The sequence below is a fragment of the Streptomyces sp. SLBN-31 genome (assembly GCF_006715395.1).
Lineage (GTDB): Bacteria > Actinomycetota > Actinomycetes > Streptomycetales > Streptomycetaceae > Streptomyces.
The window spans coordinates 1,763,466-1,784,063 of sequence record NZ_VFNC01000001.1; the positions used below are offsets into that span (position 1 = coordinate 1,763,466).

Annotated in this window: 15 protein-coding genes; 12 read left to right on the forward strand and 3 right to left on the reverse strand. The window is 71.2% G+C overall.

From position 1 onward, the window contains the following. Window positions 1–85: 85 nt before the first annotated feature. Window positions 86–2,890 (reverse strand): AAA family ATPase, encoded by a 2,805-nt coding sequence (locus FBY22_RS08090; RefSeq protein WP_142143645.1) that lies wholly within the window; start codon window positions 2,888–2,890, stop codon window positions 86–88. A gap of 168 nt (window positions 2,891–3,058) precedes the next feature. Next, complete coding sequence (locus FBY22_RS08095) at window positions 3,059–3,895, reverse strand: response regulator transcription factor (protein ID WP_142143647.1); 837 nt, start codon at window positions 3,893–3,895, stop codon at window positions 3,059–3,061. Window positions 3,896–4,044: 149 nt separating this feature from the next. On the opposite strand from FBY22_RS08095, the gene FBY22_RS08100 reads away from it, so the two are divergent. Then, window positions 4,045–5,718 (forward strand): AMP-binding protein, encoded by a 1,674-nt coding sequence (locus tag FBY22_RS08100; protein WP_142143649.1) that lies wholly within the window; start codon window positions 4,045–4,047, stop codon window positions 5,716–5,718. 35 nt (window positions 5,719–5,753) lie between these two features. Beyond that, window positions 5,754–7,310, forward strand: a complete 1,557-nt coding sequence (locus FBY22_RS08105; protein WP_142147438.1) for an AMP-binding protein — start codon at window positions 5,754–5,756, stop codon at window positions 7,308–7,310. A gap of 75 nt (window positions 7,311–7,385) precedes the next feature. Here FBY22_RS08105 and FBY22_RS08110 read toward each other — a convergent pair whose 3' ends face one another. Beyond that, a complete protein-coding gene (locus FBY22_RS08110; protein WP_142143651.1) occupies window positions 7,386–8,102 on the reverse strand; it encodes a hypothetical protein in 717 nt (238 codons plus the stop codon). A gap of 168 nt (window positions 8,103–8,270) precedes the next feature. Here FBY22_RS08110 and gcl point away from each other — a divergent pair, with 168 nt between their 5' ends. The 10 genes from gcl (at window position 8,271) to FBY22_RS08160 (ending at window position 20,342) form a co-directional block, all read left to right on the forward strand. Beyond that, window positions 8,271–10,055, forward strand: a complete 1,785-nt coding sequence (gcl, locus tag FBY22_RS08115; RefSeq protein ID WP_142143652.1) for a glyoxylate carboligase — start codon at window positions 8,271–8,273, stop codon at window positions 10,053–10,055. Window positions 10,056–10,622: 567 nt separating this feature from the next. After that, complete coding sequence (locus FBY22_RS08120; RefSeq protein ID WP_260844745.1) at window positions 10,623–11,699, forward strand: NAD(P)-dependent oxidoreductase; 1,077 nt, start codon at window positions 10,623–10,625, stop codon at window positions 11,697–11,699. Between the two features lie 3 nt (window positions 11,700–11,702). After that, window positions 11,703–13,220, forward strand: coding sequence for an FGGY-family carbohydrate kinase (locus tag FBY22_RS08125; protein ID WP_142143653.1), 1,518 nt, complete (start codon window positions 11,703–11,705; stop codon window positions 13,218–13,220). A gap of 206 nt (window positions 13,221–13,426) precedes the next feature. After that, window positions 13,427–13,888 carry an ATP-binding protein gene (locus FBY22_RS08130; RefSeq protein WP_142143654.1) on the forward strand — a complete coding sequence of 154 codons (462 nt, stop codon included), beginning with the start codon at window positions 13,427–13,429 and terminating at the stop codon, window positions 13,886–13,888. Window positions 13,889–14,286: 398 nt separating this feature from the next. Then, window positions 14,287–15,642, forward strand: a complete 1,356-nt coding sequence (locus FBY22_RS08135) for a sugar ABC transporter substrate-binding protein (RefSeq protein ID WP_142143656.1) — start codon at window positions 14,287–14,289, stop codon at window positions 15,640–15,642. A 79-nt stretch (window positions 15,643–15,721) separates the two neighbouring features. Further along, window positions 15,722–16,681, forward strand: coding sequence for a carbohydrate ABC transporter permease (locus tag FBY22_RS08140; protein WP_142143657.1), 960 nt, complete (start codon window positions 15,722–15,724; stop codon window positions 16,679–16,681). Continuing rightward, window positions 16,678–17,565, forward strand: coding sequence for a carbohydrate ABC transporter permease (locus tag FBY22_RS08145; protein WP_142143658.1), 888 nt, complete (start codon window positions 16,678–16,680; stop codon window positions 17,563–17,565). Before FBY22_RS08140 ends, FBY22_RS08145 begins: the two co-directional genes overlap by 4 nt. A 106-nt stretch (window positions 17,566–17,671) precedes the next feature. Then, on the forward strand, window positions 17,672–18,706 hold the full coding sequence (locus FBY22_RS08150) for a zinc-binding dehydrogenase (protein WP_142143660.1): 1,035 nt from the start codon (window positions 17,672–17,674) through the stop codon (window positions 18,704–18,706). Window positions 18,707–18,786: 80 nt separating this feature from the next. Beyond that, complete coding sequence (locus tag FBY22_RS08155; protein WP_142143662.1) at window positions 18,787–19,608, forward strand: DeoR/GlpR family DNA-binding transcription regulator; 822 nt, start codon at window positions 18,787–18,789, stop codon at window positions 19,606–19,608. Further along, entirely contained in the window at window positions 19,605–20,342 is a 738-nt protein-coding gene (locus FBY22_RS08160; protein ID WP_142143663.1) for an HAD family hydrolase, read from the forward strand. The genes FBY22_RS08155 and FBY22_RS08160 overlap by 4 nt, the downstream gene beginning before the upstream one ends. Window positions 20,343–20,598 lie beyond the last annotated feature (256 nt).

Consider the following 20,598-nt stretch of genomic DNA (forward strand, 5'->3'; position numbering starts at 1 on the left):
ACACCCTCGTCCCAATGAGGGAACCCCCTAGGGGGAGTTGGGCAGGGAAAACCCTCGGTCGCCGCTCAGTAAACCCGGACGAACCTCACTTCGTACGGCGCCCCGCCGCCAGTCGGACGATATCCACCCGAGAGCGGATGCCGAGCTTGCGGTAGACCCGGGTGAGGGTCGCCTCGACCGTCTTGACGCTGATGAACAGACGCGCGGCGATCTCGCGGTTGGTCGCGCCCTCCATGACGAGCGCGGCGACCTGACGCTCCATCGAGGCGAGGCCCTCCAGGCCCTCCGACGCGGGAGCGGGGGGATTCGGTTCCACCCGGCCCGCGACCGCGGCGGCCTCGGCCTGGCGCAGCCACGGCAGCGCCCGGCAGCGGCGGAAGAGCCGGGCCGCCTCGTCGTACGACGTCGGGCCGGGCCGGCCCGAGTGCAGCCCGGCGAGCGCGAACGCGGCTCGGGCCTCCTCCAGGCCGTAGCCCAGCTTGGCCAGCCGGTCCTGAGCCGACGTCAGCTGGGCGACGGCGGCCTCCTGGTCGCCGCGCGCGGCGCGCACCAGCGCCTCGGCCCGGTCCAGCACGGCGAGCATGCTCTCCCGGCCCAGCCGCAGCGCGTGCGCGCGGGTCTCGTCGACGACCCGCTGCGCCTCGTCGAGCTCCCCGATGCGCACGAGGGCCTCGGCGAGGTCCCCGTGCCAGCGGCCGCGGGCCGGATCGGTGATGCCGAAACCGTTCTCCAGCTCCCGCACCCGACGCAGGGAGGCCACCGCCCCCTCCGCGTCCCCCGCCACCAACTGGGCCTGCCCGAGCGCGGTCAGGCCCCGCGAGATGTACATCTGGTCCCCGGCCTGCTCGGCGAGTTCCACCGCCTCCCGGCCCAGCTCCAGCGCCCGCTGCACGTCTCCGCCGGCGGCCTCCGCGAGGGAGGCGAGCACGGCGGAGGGCATCTCGCCGATCCCGGAGTCGCGCGCCAGCCGCATGCTCTCGCGGGCCAGGTCGAGCGCCCGCCCGCAGTTCCCGGAGCGCAGTTCGGTGTCGGCGAGCAGGCGCACGAAGTGCACCTCGCTCTCGACCATGCCGCGCCGGCGCACCTCGCGCAGCAGCGCGCTGACGGTGGCCCGGGCGTCGGGCAGCTCGTCACTCATGATCAGCCAGCGGTAGCGGGCCATGCCGGCGCCGTTGTGATGGCAGGTCACCTGCGGGTCCTGCGGCTCCATCAGGGCCCGCTTGATCGTCTCGGGGGCGGCCGGGTGGCCCATCAGGGCCTCGGTCTGCGCCTGGAAGGACAGCGCGAGGAGCTCGGTGCGCCGGTCGCCGGCCCGGGCAGCGAGCTCCGCCGCGTGCGCGGCCTCCTCGCGGCCCTTGGCGAAGTCGCCCTCGACGACCAGGCCCCGCCAGGCCAGCTGGTAGTGGACCAGGGCGAGCAGCCGGGGGTCGTCGCCGGCGTCGGCGAGCACCTGCGGGTAGACGGTGTCGACCTCGCCGAGCGCCTGCCCGGCCGCCTCGATCACCACCATCCAGGCCCGCACCCGGTCCGCGGGCGAGGTGGCCCGGGTCAGCACCTCGCGGGCGATGTCCCGGGCGAGGTCCACCTCACCCGCGGTGATCGCGTCCTCGGCGGCCTGGAGCCGGCGCTGATCCGGTCCGGGCTCGTCGTCGGCCGGGGTGTGCAGGGCGGCGAGCAGCCCCAGCGAGGCGGCCGCCGAGGGGGCGCCGCGGTCCCGGGCGAGGGCGGCGGCCTCGGCGAGCCGGGCCGCGGCCTCCGGATCGGTGCCGGTGGTCGCGAGCGCCAGATGCCGGGCCCGCTCGATCGGGTCGGAGGCGGCCGTGGACAGCGCCGCGTGCACCGCGCGCCGCTCCTGCGCCGGGGCCTCCGCGTACAGCGCGGCCGAGATCAGCGGGTGCGCGAAGCGTACGGCCGGGCCCTCCGGGTCCGTCGCCAGCAGACCCAGCTCGGCCGCCCGGGCCGTCTCGGCCTCGGCGTTCTCACGGCCGGCCGCGTGCAGCAGGGCCAGGGTCGGGCGGGCGCCGGCGCTGGCGACCAGAAGGGTGCGGCGGGCCTCGTCGGACAGGGCCTCCAGCCGGTTGAGGACGAGGGCGCGCAGCGAGGTCGGCACCGGCAGGGGCTCGCCGGGCCGGGGCGCGGTCGGGTTCTCGGCCAGGGCGCGGCCCAGTTCGAGGGCGAAGAGCGGGTTGCCGCCGCTGGTGCGGTGGATGTCGCGCACCGTGGAGCGGGGCAGGCCGGTGTAGCCGCGGTGGTCGAGCAGGGCGGAGACCTGGGCGCGGGAGAGCGCGCCGAGCCGGACGGCGAGGGTGTCCGGCGGCGAGGAGCGCAGGTGGCGGTCGTACTCCTGGCCCTCCGTGCGCACCGCGCTGAGCAGCTGCACGCGGGTGCCGCCGAGGCGGCGGGCGGCGAAGCCGAGGAGTTCGGCGCTCGCGGAGTCCAGCCACTGCAGGTCGTCGGCGACGACCAGGACGGGGCCGTCGGCGGTGAGGGCGCGCAGGGCGGAGAGCACCGCCAGGCGCAGGGCGAGGCCGTCGCGCTGGAGGGTGGACTCGCCGCCGCCCAGCGCCGACTCCAGGGCCGTGCGCTGGGCCGCGGGCAGCTTGTCGGACACGTCGTCGAGGACCAGGCCGAGGAGGTCGGCGAGCGCCAGGAACGGGAGGTGGGATTCGGACTCGGTCGCCGAGCAGCGCAACACGGTGCCGGCCGATGTCCCATATTCGGATGCCAATGCCCGCAGGACGGTGGACTTTCCTATTCCGGCGGGGCCGTGGAGCAGCACGCTGCCGCCGCGCGCGAGCTGCTCACGCGCCGCGGCGACCAGCTCGTCCCGGCCGATGACCAGGTCGGGGCGGCCTCTGGCAGGCTCCTTGAAGTCCCGTCGCAAGGTCACCGCTCCCCTCCGTGTGTCGTGTCCGAGCCAAATTCTAGGCAACGACTGTTTGGAATTCGGACGGACGAGGTGGTGAGGGATATAACAATGGCGCAGCACTGCCGAATTCAAAGCGCCGTCGAATGAATAGCCGGCTGCCCGGGGCACCCCCGGTCCGTGGGAGGGACCCTACGGCAGCAGCCCCGCCCGGCGCGCCGAGGCGACCGCCTCACCCCGCGTGTGAGCGCCCAGTTTGCGCATCGCCGAGCGCAGATAGCTCTTGACCGTCTCCGGCCTGAGCCCCAGCCGCTCCGACGCGTCGGCGTTCGTCGCGCCGGCCGCCAGACAGGTCAGCACGTCCAGCTCGCGCGGTGCCAGGCGCACCTCGGTCCGGACGGGCTCCGGCGTCAGCAGCCGGCAGGCGTCGAGGAGTTCCGTCCGCAGCGCCGGGTCCGCGATCCGCGGCGCCAGCGCCCGCAGGGCCGTGTGCGCCTCCCGCACCTGCTCCCAGACGGCGCCCGACGCACGCTCCCGCACCGGTTCGGCGCCGGCGGCCGCCGCGAGCAGCCCCCTGACCTCGTCCCGGACCACCAGCGCCTGCTCCACGTCCCGCGCCGCCTCCATCGCCGCGCCCAGCGTGCGGTCGCCGAGCGGCTCGGCCGTGCGCAGGGCGCCGTACAGCACACCGCGCACCCGGCGTCGTACCACCACCGGTACCGCCAGGATCGAGCGCAGCCCCTCGGTGGCGACCGGGATGTCGTACTCGTGGCTGATCTGCTTCGCCGAGGAGTAGTCGGTCACCGCGCACGGCCGCGCGAGCGCGACCGCACGGCCGCCGAGGCCGTTGCCCGAGGTCACCGGGAGCCCGCTGAGCGCGGGCGTGCTGTTGCCGCTCAGTTCGCTGATACGCACCCGCCGCCGGCCGGGTTCCACCAGGCCGCCGAAGGCGACCGGCAGTCCGGTCGCGCGCCGCAGTCGTACCAGCGCGTTGCGTATCTCGACCGCCCCGGCCGCGTCTGCTGTCACCTGCTCGCCCTTTCCTGCAGCCTGGGGTCCCTGCCCCGGGGGCCCCGGTCCCACGACGCACCCCCGTTCGGGGGTGGTGAGACCTGCATCACGGATTACACGATGGCAGAGAGCCGCCCGGCAATGGTCCGGTATCGAGGAGGAGCGAGATGACGACCGCGACGGAGGCCTTTCGTAGCGCGCGGGACTTCCTGCTGGAACACCGCGAGGACTACGCGAAGGCGTACGAGGGCTTCGGCTGGCCCCGGCCCGAGCGCTTCAACTGGGCGCTCGACTGGTTCGACGTCATCGCCGAGGGCAACGACCGGACCGCGCTGCACATCGTCGAGGAGGACGGCACCGAGGTGCGCGTCTCCTTCGCGGAGATGTCCGCCCGCTCGGACCGCGTCGCGAACTGGCTGCGCGACCGGGGAGTCCAGCCCGAGGACCGCATCCTCGTCATGCTCGGCAACCAGACCGAGCTGTGGGAGACGGCCCTGGCGGCGATGAAGCTGCGGGCCGTCGTCATCCCGGCCACCCCGCTGCTCGGCCCCGCCGACCTGCGCGACCGCGTCGACCGGGGCCGCGTCAAGCACGTGATCGTCCGGGCCGAGGACACCGCCAAGTTCGACGACGTGGCCGGCGCCTACACCCGCATCTCCGTCGGCGGCCTGCCCGAGGAGGGCTGGGAGCCGTACGAGGACGCCTACGCGGCCCCCGCCGAGTTCCTCCCCGACGGGCCCACCCTCGCCGACGACCCGCTGATGCTGTACTTCACCTCCGGCACCACCGCCCGCCCCAAGCTGGTCGAGCACACCCACACCTCGTACCCGATCGGCCACCTGGCGACCATGTACTGGATCGGGCTCAAGCCGGGCGACGTGCACCTGAACATCTCCTCGCCCGGCTGGGCCAAGCACGCCTGGTCCAACCTCTTCGCGCCCTGGAACGCCGAGGCGACCGTCTTCATCCACAACTACACGCGCTTCGACGCGGCACGGCTGATGGCCGAGATGGACCGCGCGGGCGTGACCACCTTCTGCGCCCCGCCGACCGTCTGGCGCATGCTCATCCAGGCCGACCTCACCCAGCTGCGGAACAGGCCGCGCGAGGCCGTCGCCGCCGGGGAGCCGCTCAACCCCGAGGTCATCGAGCAGGTCCGCCGCTCCTGGGGTGTCACCATCCGCGACGGCTTCGGCCAGACGGAGACGGCCGTGCAGGTCTCCAACAGCCCGGGACAGAAGCTGAAGACCGGCTCCATGGGCCGGCCGAGCCCCGGCTACAAGGTCGAGCTGCTGGACCCGGTGACCGGCGCCCCCGGCGCCGCCGAGGGCGAGATCTGCCTCGACCTGTCGGCCCGGCCCGTCGGCCTGATGACCGGCTACCACGGCGACCCCGACCGTACGGCGGAGGCGATGGCGGGCGGCTACTACCGCACCGGCGACATCGGCTCCCGCGACGCCGACGGCTACATCACCTACGTCGGCCGCGCCGACGACGTCTTCAAGGCCTCCGACTACAAGATCAGCCCCTTCGAGCTGGAGAGCGCCCTGCTGGAGCACGAGGCGGTGGCCGAGGCGGCCGTCGTGCCCGCCCCGGACGAGGTGCGCCTCGCCGTGCCCAAGGCGTACATCGTGCTCGCCGAGGGCTGGCAGCCCGGGCCCGACACCGCGAAAGTGCTGTTCGAGCACTCCCGCGAGGTCCTGGCGCCGTACAAGCGCATCCGCCGCCTGGAGTTCGCGCCGCTGCCCAAGACCGTCTCCGGCAAGATCCGCCGCATCGAGCTGCGCGAGGCCACCGCCGCCGGGTCGGACTCCGAGTACCGCGAGGAGGACTTCCGGTGACAGAGCCGTCGTACAGCCACGGCACGAGCACCACAATGCTGCTCGGCGACACCATCGGGGCCAACCTGGACCGGGCCGTCGCCGCCTGGCCGGACCGCGAGGCCCTCGTCGACGTGCCCTCGGGGCGCCGCTGGACCTACGCGCGGTTCGCCGCGGACGTCGACCGGCTGGCGCAGGCGCTGCTCGCGAGCGGCGTCGCCAAGGGCGACCGGGTCGGGATCTGGGCGGTCAACTGCCCGGAGTGGGTGCTGGTCCAGTACGCCACCGCCCGCATCGGCGCGATCATGGTGAACATCAACCCGGCCTACCGCACCCACGAGGTGGAGTACGTCCTCAAGCAGGCCGGCATCTCCCTGCTCTTCGCCTCCCTCAGCCACAAGAGCAGCGACTACCGGGCGATGGTCGGCGAAGTGCGCGGCCGCTGCCCGGAGTTGCGGGAGGCCGTGTTCATCGGCGACCCGGGCTGGGAGGCGCTGCTCGCCCGCGCGAACCCGGCGCCGGCGCCGTACCCGGAGCTGTCCTGCGACGAACCGATCAACATCCAGTACACCTCGGGCACCACGGGCTTCCCCAAGGGTGCCACCCTCTCCCACCACAACATCCTCAACAACGGTTACTTCGTGGGGGAGATGATCTCCTACAGCGAGCAGGACCGGGTGTGCATCCCCGTGCCCTTCTACCACTGCTTCGGCATGGTCATGGGCAATCTCGCCGCCACCTCGCACGGCGCCTGCATGGTGATCCCGGCCCCTTCCTTCGACCCGAAGGCCACGCTGGAGGCCGTCCAGCGCGAGCGCTGCACCTCGCTGTACGGCGTACCGACCATGTTCATCGCGGAGCTGAACCTTCCCGACTTCGCCTCCTACGACCTCTCCTCGCTGCGCACCGGGATCATGGCGGGCTCGCCCTGCCCGGTGGAGGTGATGAAGCGGGTGGTCACCGAGATGAACATGGCCGAGGTGTCGATCTGCTACGGCATGACGGAGACCTCGCCAGTCTCCACCCAGACCCGGCGCGAGGACGACCTGGAACACCGCACGGGCACCGTCGGCCGCGTCCTGCCGCACCTGGAGGTGAAGGTCGTCGACCCGGCCACCGGGATCACCCGGCCACGGGGCAGCGCGGGCGAGCTGTGCACCCGCGGCTACAGCGTGATGCTCGGTTACTGGAACGAGCCAGAGAAGACCGCCGAGGCCGTCGACCCGGGTCGCTGGATGCACACCGGCGACCTGGCGGTGATGCGCGAGGACGGCTACGTCGAGATCGTCGGCCGCATCAAGGACATGATCATCCGGGGCGGGGAGAACATCTACCCGCGCGAAATCGAGGAGTTCCTCTACGGCCACCCCAGGATCCAGGACGTCCAGGTCGTCGGCATCCCGCACGAGAGGTACGGCGAGGAGGTCCTGGCCTGTGTCATCCCCAAGGACCCGGCCGACCCGCTCACCCTGGAGGAACTGCGCGCCTTCTGCGAGGGCCGGCTGGCGCACTACAAGATCCCCAGCAGGCTCCGGATCCTCGAGTCCTTCCCCATGACGGTCTCGGGCAAGGTCCGCAAGATCGAGCTCAGGGAAACATACGCGGGCGACTGAGGCGCCACGGAAAGGGCGTGGGGAACTGCGCGACCGGCCCCCACCGTCCCGAGGTTCCCCACCGGCCGTGATCTGTCACCGTCCCCCCAGCGGAGCGCCCCGGTCGAGTTCGTCCGCAAGGCCGTTGACCGGCTGCGCGGTCCCGGTGAGGTCCAGGACGAACAGGGGGACGCCCAGGTCGTCGGCGCGGGCGCGGGCGTCGCCCGCGTACCCGGCGAGGGAGAAGTAGACGCAGCCCGCCGACTCCGTCATGGCCGTCAGCCACAGGCACTCCACGTCCCGCAGCGAGGCCGGGCGCACGGTCGGGTCGACCTGGGCCAGCAGCCCGCGGGCGGCGAGGCCGACACCCGACGGCGGCCGCTGGTCGGCGCGGCGGAGATCCCGATAACCGAGCCGGCGCAAGTAGAGCGCGGCCGCCGTCACCGCGTCCCGCGCCGTGCGGATCTCGACGGGCGGGACGCGGGGCCGCTGCTGTCGCGGGCCCGCCGCCTCCGTGCCGCCGGCCCCCGCCGCGGCGTCCGGCGCCGCGCTTCCACCGGTCACCGGGACGCGCAGCACAGTCCCGCACGGGCAGCCCAGTTCCGGGTAAGGCCATTCGTCCCGGCGGCCGCAGGCCCCGCACCGCAGGCTCATCCAGTCCTCCGGGCGCACGGCATGGGTCACGGCCGTCGCCGTCCCGTGCCGGTCCAGCTCCGGAGTGACCGTCGCCCCGCACGGGCACGGGAACGACGGCGCCGTGTAGAGGTGCTCGCGCCGGCACGCCGGGCAGCACACCGAGAGGTTCTCGGTCATGCCTCACATCGTCCTCCCGCGCACCCCCGCTTGTCCGTCCCTTGACTGCCTTCCCGCACCCACTTACATTGCTTCCAGATAGTAGAAGTTAGTTTCCACTATACGGAAGTGACTCACCGCGGGGCGCGACGGGAGTGCTCATTCCGACAGCCGAGGCAGGAGTACTCGATGGCACGTATGACCGCTGCTCGCGCGGCAGTTGAGATCCTCAGGCGCGAGGGCGTCACCGACGCGTTCGGGGTGCCCGGCGCGGCGATCAACCCCTTCTACGCGGCGCTCAAGGCCTCCGGCGGCATCCACCACACCCTCGCCCGCCATGTCGAGGGCGCCTCGCACATGGCCGAGGGGTACACCAGGACCCGCCCCGGCAACATCGGCGTCTGCATCGGCACTTCGGGCCCCGCGGGCACCGACATGATCACCGGCCTGTACTCGGCCATCGGGGACTCCGTTCCGATCCTGTGCATCACCGGCCAGGCCCCGACCGCCGTGATCCACAAGGAGGACTTCCAGGCCGTCGACATCGCCTCCATCGCCAAGCCGGTCACCAAGATGGCGGTGACCGTCCTGGAGGCCGCGCAGGTTCCCGGCGTCTTCCAGCAGGCCTTCCACCTGATGCGCTCCGGCCGCCCCGGCCCTGTCCTGATCGACCTGCCGAACGACGTCCAGTTGACCGAGATCGAGTTCGACCCGGAGACCTACGAACCGCTCCCGGTCTACCGCCCGGTCGCGTCCCGCGCCCAGATCGAGAAGGCGATCGGGCTGCTGAACGCCTCCGAGCGCCCGCTGATCGTCGCCGGCGGCGGGGTCATCAACGCGGACGCCTGTGAACTGCTGGTGCAGTTCGCCGAGTTGACGGGAGTTCCGGTCGTCCCGACGCTGATGGGCTGGGGTGTGCTGCCCGACGACCACGAGCTGAACGCCGGCATGGTGGGCCTGCAGACCTCCCACCGGTACGGCAACGCGACCTTCCTCGAGTCCGACTTCGTCCTCGGCATCGGCAACCGCTGGGCCAACCGCCACACCGGAAGACTGGACGTCTACACGGCCGGCCGGACGTTCGTCCACGTCGACGTCGAGCCCACCCAGATCGGCAGGATCTTCGCCCCGGACTACGGCATCGCCTCCGACGCGAAGGCCGCGCTGGCGCTGTTCGTCGAGGTGGCACGGGAGTTGAAGGCGGAAGGCCGGCTCCCCGACCGCTCGGCGTGGGCGGCCTCGGCCCAGGAGAAGCGGGCGACGCTCCAGCGCCGTACACACTTCGACGACATCCCGATCAAGCCGCAGCGCGTCTACGAGGAGATGAACAGGGCCTTCGGGCCGGAGACCCGGTACGTCTCCACGATCGGCCTCTCGCAGATCGCCGGCGCCCAGATGCTCCACGTCTACCGGCCCCGCCACTGGATCAACTGCGGCCAGGCCGGCCCCCTCGGCTGGACGATCCCGGCCGCGCTGGGCGTCGCCAAGGCCGACCCCGAGGCACAGGTCGTCGCGCTCTCCGGCGACTACGACTTCCAGTTCATGATCGAGGAGCTGGCCGTCGGTGCGCAGCACAAGATCCCGTACGTCCATGTCCTGGTCAACAACTCCTACCTGGGCCTGATCCGCCAGGCGCAGCGGGCGTTCGACATCGACTTCCAGGTGAAGCTGGAGTTCGAGAACGTCAACTCGCCCGAACTGGGCGTCTACGGCGTCGACCACGTCAAGGTCGCCGAGGGCCTGGGCTGCAAGGCGATCCGGGTGACCGACCCGGCCGAGCTGGGCGAGGCCTTCGAGCAGGCGAAGAAGCTCGCGCAGGAGTACCGGGTCCCGGTCGTCGTCGAGGCCATCCTGGAGCGCGTCACCAACATCTCCATGTCGACGACCAACGACATCGGCAACGTCGTGGAGTTCGAGGAGGTCGCGACCGAGCCGGGCCACGCCCCGACCTCGATCAGGACGCTGAAGGTCTGAGTCCCGGGGGCCCGTGCGACCGACGGCCGAAGGGTGGTCCAGCCAACTGGCTGGACCGCCCTTTCGCGTGCCCGGCTCCCCCGAACCGTCCCCCGTTTCCCCCGTACCGGTGCCCGCCGCCCCCGTGCCGGCGGGCCCCGTGTGACGAGAATGTGCCCAAGGCCGGGGGCAGTTGAAGCCCCTTGACCCGTGTTCAGAGCTGAATTTGAGGTTTGCGTAGACGTCCTACGTCCCCACGCGTACGCGCGTAGCGCCCCTCGCGCCCCTCAGGGCTCCCTACTGGTGCTCCGACAGCCCCGGCCAGTCGTCCGGCCCCCCGCTCCACCGGGACACCGCATGACGGCATCGCTGCCCACGGCCGGTCAGGCCGACGGTGGTGTGCCCGCCCGGGCCGGCAACCTGTGTCGGGCCGCCTTCGATGACGCCTCACCGCCACCGCGGCGGCTACCACCGCAAGGTCCCGATTTCCCGGCCGGTGCGTCGCCGACATCGCTCTGCGGGTCCTCCGGCGGCGGCGGTCCCGCACCCGCCGGCCCCCTGCGTGGGACGATCGGGGCGGTGGTCGGTATGGCTTCGGTGCGCGAGGAGACCGCGGTGCGCGTTCTGGTCGTCGGGGATCGTTTCATTCCTGCCGGGAACTACGCCGAGGCCCTGGCGGAGGTGTGCGGCCCCCGCTTCGGCCCGGTCCGCCGCGTCGACTGGCCGGGGACCAAGGCCGAGCAGCACGCGGCGCAGCAGACCATGGAGTGGCACGGGGCCGGGGCAGTGGCGGTGCCCCGCGAGATCGTGGGCGCGGTGGGGAATGCCGAGGTGCTGGCTGTGCACTTCGCGCCGGTGCCCCGGGAGGTGCTCCAGGCTGCCGGTCGGTTGCGCGCCGTCTGCGTGGCCCGTGCGGGCGTGGAGAACGTCGACGTCGCCGCGGCGACCGCCCGCCGCGTGGCCGTCGTCCCGGTGTTCGGGCGCAACGCCACGGCCGTCGCCGAACTCGCCATCGGGCTGATGCTCGCGGAAGCGAGGGACATCGCCCGCGCCGACGCCTCCGTCAAGGCCGGCGGATGGCGGAAGGACTTCGGTGGCCCCGGCCGGGAGATCGGAGCCGGCACCGTCGGCCTGATCGGTCTGGGCCATGTGGGACGAGCGTTCGCCGAGCGGATGCGTGGCTTCGGCGCTCGCCTGATCGCGTACGACCCGTACGTGCCCGACGACGTGCTGGCGCACCACGGTGTCGCGCGGGCAGGTGACCTGGACACCGTCTTCCGCGAATCCGACGTCGTGCAGCTCTTCGCCCGGCTGACCGCGGAGACCGAGCGGTTCATCGGCGCCCGGAGCTTCGCGCTGATGAAGCCGACCGCCTACTTCGTGAACACCGCGCGCAGCCGCCTGGTCGACACCTACGCCCTGTACGAGGCCCTGGCGAACCGCCGTATCGCCGGGGCGGGGCTCGACGTGCACGACCAGGAGCCGCTGCCTGCGGACAGTCCCTGGCGCTCGCTGGACAACGTCACGATCACCACGCACTACGCCGGCGACACGACGACCACAGCGCTGCGTTCGGCGCGGCTCGTCGCCGAGGTGATCGCCGAACTCGCCACGACCGGCCGGTGCGCCGCGGCGGTCAACGCTCGCGAACTGGGGTGGGTGTGAACAGTGGCACGTGAACTGGTGCTCGGCGTCGACGCGGGACACACCGTGACCAAGGCCGTGCTGTTCGACGCCGGCGGCCGAGCGGTGGCGCGGAGCAGCTGCACGCTGCCGCTGAAGACCCCTCGGCCCCGCTGGATCGAGCGGGACATGGACGACGTATGGCGGACGGCGCATCAGGCCATCGCCGCGTGTCTCGCCGAGGCCGGCCCCGAGGCGGGGCGGGCCGTGGCCGCGGTGGGGCTGGCCGGGCACGGCGACGGGCTGTATGCCGTCGACGAACAGGGCCGGCCGGTGCGGGCCGCGATCGTGGCGATGGACACGCGCGCCGAACCGTTGCTGGCGGAGTGGCGGGGCACCCCGGTCTGGTCCCGTGTCCTGGAGCTGTCGGGCACCGTGCCCTTCGCGGGTTCCCCGGCCGCCCTGCTGGCCTGGCTCGCCCGCCATGAGCCCGCGGTGCTCCAGCGGGCCCGTTGGCTGCTGTCCTGCAAGGACTGGCTGCGCCTGAAGCTGACGGGGTCGGTGGCCACCGACCCCACCGACGCCAGCGCCTCCTTCACCGACATGCGGCACGGCGGCTACTCGCCGGAACTCCTCGACCTGTACGGCCTCGGAGCGCTCACCGGCATGCTGCCGCACGTGCTGGACTGCGGCGCGGTGAGCGGAACCGTCACCCGCGAGGCCGCGGCGCTCACCGGCCTCACCGTCGGCACCCCCGTCGCCATGGGAGCCCACGACGTCGATGCCGCGGCGCTCGGGCTCGGCGGCACGACACCGGGTGAACTGTGCCTGATCGCCGGGTCGTTCAGCATCAACCAGGTGATCAGCGAGAGCCCCGTCGTCGATCCGCGCTGGCAGGTCCGTCACTTCGTCCGCCCGGGGCAGTGGATGATCATGTCCACCTCGCCCGCGTCGGTGGTGAACCTGGAGTGGTTCCTGCAGGTCATGGGCCCACCGGCCGAGCACCGGGGTGGTATCCACGAGGCGATCGGCCGGGAGGTCGAGGCGTGCCTGGACGGTCCGTCGGAGGTGTTGTTCCATCCGTTCGTCTACGGCTCCCCGCACCCGCGGCCCACCTCCGGGACGTTCCTCGGTCTGCGCGGCTGGCATGGCCGCGGCCATCTGTTGCGGGCCCTGATGGAAGGCGTCGTTCTCAACCATCGCTGGCACGTCGACGCGCTCTGCTCGAAGCTGCCGGTCACCGGGGCGGCGGCCCGTCTGACCGGCGGCGCCGCGCGCAGCGAGGTGTGGAGCCAGATGTTCGCCGACGCTCTGCGGCGCCCGGTCGTGGTGACCGATGTGGAGGAGAGCGCCGCCAGGGGAGCGGCCCTGCTCGCGGCCACAGCCGTCGGGCTGCTCGATGACGTGACGGACCGTCGCGCCGCTGCCCGCGTGCTCAGGCGCCACGAGCCCCACGCCGGCCGGGCGGCGGTACTCGACGAGGCGTACCGGGTGTACCAGGAGGCGTTGGAGGTGCTCGGACCGGTCTGGGCCCGCCTCGCAGCACCCGGGGCCACGGAGTGAGTGCGGAGCCTCCTTCCCCCACTTCAGTCCGAGCGGTGATATCTTAACATATTTTCTGGGATTTATTGGCTGAAAATATTGAATAATAGCTGGCGTGCGCGTAGAAAGAGCCTCACGACAACGCTCGCGGTCGTCCCGGTCTGTGGCCCCGTTTCACCTGTCACCCGACGTGGCATCACGTTTCCCCAGCTCGAAAGCTCCCGATCATGTCCTCCCATACTGCACTCCCGATCCTTACCGGACCGAGGGCCCCGATCCTGGCCCACCGCCCGAAGGTCCAGTTGACGCTTCCGGCCCAGGAAGCACTTGTCGGCTGCCTGCGTGCCACCGCCGCCGATCTGCTCACCCGCTGGCGACTCTCGGACGACGAGCGGGACGCGGCCGTCCTGATCGTGGGAGAACTGGGTGCGAACGCGGCCACTCATGGACGCAGCGAGATGTCGCTGTGCATGATCCATGGCCCGGAGGCGCTGTGCATCGTCGTCAGCGATCACGGGGAGCCCTCGCCGTCTCGCTCACCGTCCGTGGGCGGTGAGCCGGACGAGTGCGGCCGTGGTCTCGACATCGTCCATGCCCTTGCCGCCTGCGTCGACCTGCGGCACGACAGTCACGGGACCTCGGTCGTGGCCTGGCTGGCCATCCGCACCGCCTCGCGACGGGCTGCCTGACCCGGGCGGCGGTGTGTGCTCGCCGACCCGAAGATCACCGATGCCGTCGCGGCTGAGCCGTCCGGTGTCGTGCGCCGAGGCGAGTGCCCCCGAGGTGAAGGCATCGCCCGCTCCCGCGTCGAGCGGAACCAGGACGCCCCGGCCCTGTGAGTGGCGCCTGGACGATAGATTCGGGAAACTTTTCTCGCAAGATGTGTTAACAACGGGGCAGTACTCTGCTAATAATTCGGTCATCGACATCGCGGCCGACACCCCAGGCCGCAGGCACATCACTCCCCGGCTGATCTCAGTCGACGCCCCGACGCATCCTGCCAAGCGGCCGTCCGGGCGACGAGCGGCGCCGCCAAGGGATCCCCCCACGCCGTATCCCCGACCCACCCGCACGAGAGGTCCCCCTCATGCCATCGACCAGATACGCCCTCATCGCCGGCGCCGCCGCCACCGCCCTGCTAGCCACGGCCTGTTCCGGAGCGGGAGCCGGCGGTTCCTCCGGTGGCGGCGGCAAGCGCATCAACGTCCTGATGGTCGGCAACCCGCAGATGGAGGACATCGCCAAGCTGACCAAGAGCACGTTCACCAAGGACACCGGTATCAAGGTGAACTTCACGGTCCTGCCGGAGAACGAGCTGCGCGACAAGGTCACCCAGGACATCGCCACCCAGGCCGGCCAGTACGACGTCGCCACCATCGGCGCCTATGAGGTACCGATCTGGACCAAGAACGGCTGGCTGCACGAACTGGGCTCCTACGCCGACAAGGACACGGCCTTCGACAAGGCCGACCTGCTCAAGCCCATGGTGCAGTCACTGTCCGGCGCCGACGGCAAGCTGTACGCCCTGCCGTTCTACGGCGAGTCGTCCATGCTCATGTACAACAAGGACGTCATGAAGGCGAAGGGCGTCACGGTGCCCGAGCATCCCACCTGGCAGCAGATCGCCGACATCGCGGCCAAGGTCGACGGCGCCGAGCCCGGCATGCGGGGCATCTGCCTGCGCGGTCTGGCCGGTTGGGGCGAACTCGGCGCGCCGCTGACGTCCGTGGTCAACACCTTCGGCGGCACCTGGTTCACCAAGGACTGGAAGGCGCAGGTCGACAGCCCCGCGTTCAGGAAGGCCACCAACTTCTACGTGGACCTGGTCAAGAAGCACGGTGAGGCCGGTGCGGCGCAGTCCGGCTTCACCGAGTGCCTCAACGCCATGAGCCAGAAGAAGGTCGCCATGTGGTACGACGCGACCAGCGCCGCCGGTTCGCTGGAAGACCCCGCCTCCAGCAAGATCGCCGGTCACGTGGGTTACGCCTATGCTCCGACCGTTCAGACCAAGAGCAGTGGCTGGCTGTGGGCCTGGGCGTGGGCGATGCCCAAGACCACCAAGAACGCGGATGCCGCGGCGAAGTTCATGCTGTGGGCATCCAGCAAGAAGTACGAGAGCCTGGTCGGCGACAAGCTCGGCTGGGCCCGGGTCCCCTCCGGCAAGCGGGCCAGCACGTACGCCATTCCGCAGTACCAGAAGGCCGCCGGGTCGTTCGGTGACATCACGCTGAAGTCGATCGAGGGTGCCGACCCGGCCAACCCGGGCACCCAGCCGCGCCCGACGGTCGGCGTCCAGTACGTGGCCATCCCGGAGTTCCAGGACCTGGGCACGAAGGTCACCCAGGAGATCTCCGCCGCCATCGCCGGCAAGACCAGCGTGGACAAGGCCCTGAACGACGGCCAGAAGCTCGCCGCGGACGTCGCCAAGAACTACCAGAAGTGACCTTCATCGCCCGGCCGGCCCTCGCGTCGGCCGGGCACCGCTTCCCCCACCCCGGCCGTCATCGGCGGAGGAACCATCCATGACCACGCTCACCGCCCCACCCAAGACAGCATCGCCACCCGTCCGCCCACGCACATCCCCGCGTGCCGGCGCGTGGAAGCGCCGCATCCCGCTGCTGCCGGCGCTGATCTTCACGATCATCGTGACCCAACTGCCCTTCGTGGCCACGCTGGTGATCTCCACCCTTCAGTGGAACATCCTCAAGCCGGGCGAGAGGCACTTCGTCGGCCTGTCCAACTTCAAGTTCGTCTTCACCGACGAGCGGCTGCGCACCGCGGTCCTCAACACCGTCGTCCTCACCGCGTCGGTGGTGCTCATCAGCGTCGTCCTGGGCCTCGGTCTGGCCATGCTGCTGGACCGGCGGTTCCTCGGCCGGGGCCTGGCGCGGACGATGCTCATCGCTCCGTTCCTGGTCATGCCGGTCGCGGCGGCACTGCTGTGGAAGCACGCGATCTACAACCCCGACTACGGCCTGCTCAACGGCACCCTGAACGCCGTATGGCGACTGTTCGGAGCCGCCAACGGCCCCACGGTCGACTGGGTTTCGTCGTATCCCATGCCCGCCGTCGTCATCTCCCTGGTCTGGCAGTGGACACCGTTCATGATGCTGATCCTGCTGGCGGGTCTGCAGGCCCAACCCGGTGACGTGCTCGAAGCGGCCCGCATGGACGGGGCGTCGGCGCTGCAGACCTTCCGCCACATCACGCTGCCGCACCTGCGCCAGTACATCGAACTGGGCGTCCTGCTCGGCACCATCTACGTCGTGCAGACCTTCGACGCGGTCTACACGATCACCCAGGGCGGCCCCGGTTCCCAGACCACCAACCTGCCCTACGAGATCTACCTGACCATGTTCCGCAAGTACGAGTACGGCCAGGCGGCCGCCGCCGGCGTGGTCGTCGTCCTCGGCTCGATCGTGATCGCGACCTTCGCGCTGCGCACCATCGCGTCGCTGTTCCGCGAGGAGGTGTCCCGATGACCGCTCACACGGCAGTCGCCGCCCCCGGGGCGAGGTTCAAGAAGATCCTGCGCCGCAAGGACGACCATGGCGGCGCCCCCCGGCTCTCCCCGCTGTGGACGTTCGTCGCCTGGCTGGCCACGCTGGCGTTCTTCGCACCGGTGGCCTGGATGGTGCTCACCTCCTTCCACCGGGAGGCGGACGCGGCGACCAACCCGCCGACTCCGTTCGCGCCGCTCACCTTGGACCAGTACAAGCTGCTGTTCAGCCGGGACATCACGCCGTTCCTGCTCAACTCGGCCATGGCCAGCATCATCTCCACGATCCTGGTGCTCGCCCTGGCGGTGCCGACGGCCTACGCGCTGTCCATCAAGCCGGTGCGCAAGTGGACGGACGTGATGTTCTTCTTTCTGTCCACCAAGTTCCTGCCGGCCATCGCGGCCCTGCTGCCGGTGTACCTGATCGTCAAGGACGCCGGGATGCTCGACAACGTCTGGACACTGATCGTCCTCTACACCGCCATGAACCTCCCCATCGCGGTGTGGATGATGCGCTCCTTCCTCGCCGAGGTCCCCAAGGAGATCCTGGAGGCCGCCGAAGTCGACGGCGCCAACCTGCTCACCGTGCTGTGGCGGATCGTCGCCCCCGTCGCCATGCCCGGACTCGCCGCCACCGCGCTGATCTGCTTCATCTTCAGCTGGAACGAGTTCATGTTCGCGGTCAACCTCACCGCGACCAACGCCTCCACCGCACCGGTCTTCCTGGTCGGCTTCATCACCAGCGAAGGCCTCTTCCTCGCCCGGCTCTGCGCCGCCGCCACCCTCGTCTCCCTGCCCGTGCTCATCGCCGGTTTCGCCGCCCAGGACAAGCTCGTCCGCGGCCTGTCCCTGGGAGCCGTGAAGTGAAAGCAGCCGTCATCACCCGGCCCGGGGCGGGCATCGGCCGCAAGATCCAGGTCCGGCCCGGCCTCGTCGCGTCGTGAACGCCCCCCACCGAACGGAACCCGCCACCATGACCGAGCAGATCCGCCGCGTTCTCGTCCGCTCCCTCGACGACATCACCCTCGAGCTGGTGCCCGCCCCCGTCCCCGGGGACGGCGAACTCCTCGTACGCACCACGGTCGTCGGCGTGTGCGGCTCCGACACCCATGCGGCGGCCGGCCACCATCCCTTCATCGACCTGCCCTACCGCCCCGGTCACGAGGCGGTCGGCGTCGTTGCCGCGGCAGGCAAGGGTGCAGAGGACTTCGCGCCCGGCGACCGGGTGCTCATCGAACCCAACCTGTACTGCGGCCGGTGCGCCCAGTGCCGTTCCGGCCGCTACAACATCTGCCAGGAGCTGAAGGTGTTCGGCTGCCAGACGGCCGGCGCCATGACCGACCTCTTCACCATCCCGGCCGACCGCGTCCACCGCGTCCCCGACGGCATGACCGACATCGAGGCCGCTCTCGTCGAGCCCCTGGCCACACCGGTGCACGCCGTCGCCAAGGCCGGTGACCTCACCGGCCGCACGGTCGTCGTCCTCGGCGCCGGCCCTATCGGCCTGCTGGTCCTCGCCGCCGCCCGGCACGCGGGCGCCGCCAAGATCGCCGTCACCGATCTGCTGCCGGGCAAGCGGGATCGCGCCCTGCGCCTCGGCGCCGACGTGGTCCTGCCCGCCGACTCCGCCGATCTCGCCGACCAGGCCTGTCATGTACTCGGTGGACCGGTCGACGTGGTCTTCGACTGCGTGGCGCGCGAGCAGTCCATCGCCCAGGCCACCGACCTGGTCACCAAGGGCGGCGCGATCATCGTCGTCGGAGTCGGAGCCGCAGGGACCACCCCCGTGCGCCTCGACCTGATCCAGGACCGGGAGATCCGCATCGAAGGCACCCTGATGTACACCGGCGAGGACTACCGCACCGCCATGTCCCTGATCACCTCCGGTGCCATCGACACCGCCGAGATCGTCACCGCCACCTACCCCATGGAGGAGGCCGCCAAGGCCTTCGCCGCGTCCGTCGACCCCGAGCAGGTCAAGGTGCTGGTCACCGTGGGAGGTGTGTAGGTCCGGAGGACGGACGGTCGGGCCTTCACCGGCCCTTGTGGGAAACTGCGAGACCGGAGCGAAACGGGAGGAGGGGCGCCGTGACCGCCAGAACGCGACTGTCACAGGCCGCCGTCGAGGAGCGGCGACAAGCCGTGCTGGGGTACGTCGCCGACCACGGCGAGACCCGCATCGACGACCTGGCCCGGCACTTCGACGTCAGCCTGATGACCATGCACCGGGATCTGGACGACCTCGCCGGGCGCCATCTGCTGCGCAAGGAACGCGGCAGGGCCGTCGCCTTCCCCGCCCTCACCATGGAGACCGCCACCCGCTTCCGTGAGAACAGCGCCCTCGCCGCCAAGAACGCGCTGTGCGCCGCCGTGACTGCCCGGATCAGGTCGGGCAGCACGGTGCTCATGGACGACTCGACCACCCTGTTCCCCCTGGTCCCGGCACTGGCCCGGCTGGACCAGCTGCACGTGGTCACCAATTCCGTCGGCCTCGCGCAGCGCCTCGGGTCCGCGCCCGGCGTGAGGGTCACCCTGCTGGGGGGCCACTACCGCGGCGACTTCAACTCCTGCACCGGTCCCACCGTCACCCGCGCCCTGTCCCAACTCCGCGCCGACCTCGCCCTGATGTCCGCCACCGCCGTCCTGGAGGGGCGGCTGTTCCACCCCCTGAGCGACTACGTCGAGGTGAAGCTGGCCATGCTCGCCTCAGCCGAACAGGCGCTGCTCCTGGCCGACCATTCCAAGTTCGGCAAGACCGCCACGTACGCGTACGGCACCGTCGCCGACTACCACACCGTCGTCACCGACACCGGCACTCCCGACGCGGAGATCGCGGCCATACGCGATCTCGGAGTCCCCGTCGAGAGGGTCGAAGTCGCCTCGATCGAACCCGAAGAGTCCACCCCGTGAACCACACGCTGTTCGAAACTCCGAGCGTCCACCGCCTCACCGAGGCCGAGATGGCCGCTCCCGTGCCTCCGGTCCAGGCCGTCCTGCTCGACTTCAGCAACACGATCTTCCAGATGATCGACCTGGAGACGTGGCTGCGCCGGGTCGGTGCCGCCACGGGCCGCCTCGCCGTACTCGACGAGCCCGGCGCGGTGGCCGAGATCTCCGATCGGTTGCGCACCGCCTTCCGGCTGCCCTCCGTCGTCGCCCTGCAGGAAGGCCGCGACCTCTCCGCGGAGCGGCACCGAGGCGCCATGCGGGGATGGTGGGAGCAGGTCGCCTTCTTGCGCGGCGCGGAGGAGGCGGCCTACCGGGAACTCACCGCGCCGGACGCCTGGCTCCCCTATCCCGACACCGAACCGGTCCTGCGCGCCCTGCGCGGACGCGGCCTGCGCGTCGGCATCGTCAGCGACTTCGCCTGGGACCTGCGCACCCACCTCGCCCACTACGGGCTCGACGCCTTGATCGACACCTGCGTCATCTCCTACGAGCAGGGCCGCGAAAAACCCGACCCGGAGCTGTTCCTCAAGGCCTGCGCCGACCTCGGGGTCGACCCCCGCGCCACCCTCATGGTCGGCGACAACCCGGTCCGCGACGGCAGTGCCGCCGCCTGCGGTCTGCGCACCTACATACTCCCGGCGGAACACCGCACCGGCGAGCGCGGCCTGGCGGACGTGCTGAGACTCGCGACCTGACGGCCCCGCCGCGTCTCCCGCCCGGCTCGGGCACCTGCTCTGCACGGTGCCTGGAAATGGTCGGCGCGGAACCGGCGGAGGTGGGCGGGGGCCCACGGCGGCCCGCAAGGCGCCGCTCCGCACCCGGAAAGCCGGGAGGCGCCGGATGCGGGACGTCCCGCATCCGGCGCCTCCCGGCCGGTGAGGTATTCGCTTGTGGCCGTCCGGGGGCGCGAGGCTGAGCGCGACAGAACGTTCGCGCCGCCGGACGGAGTCC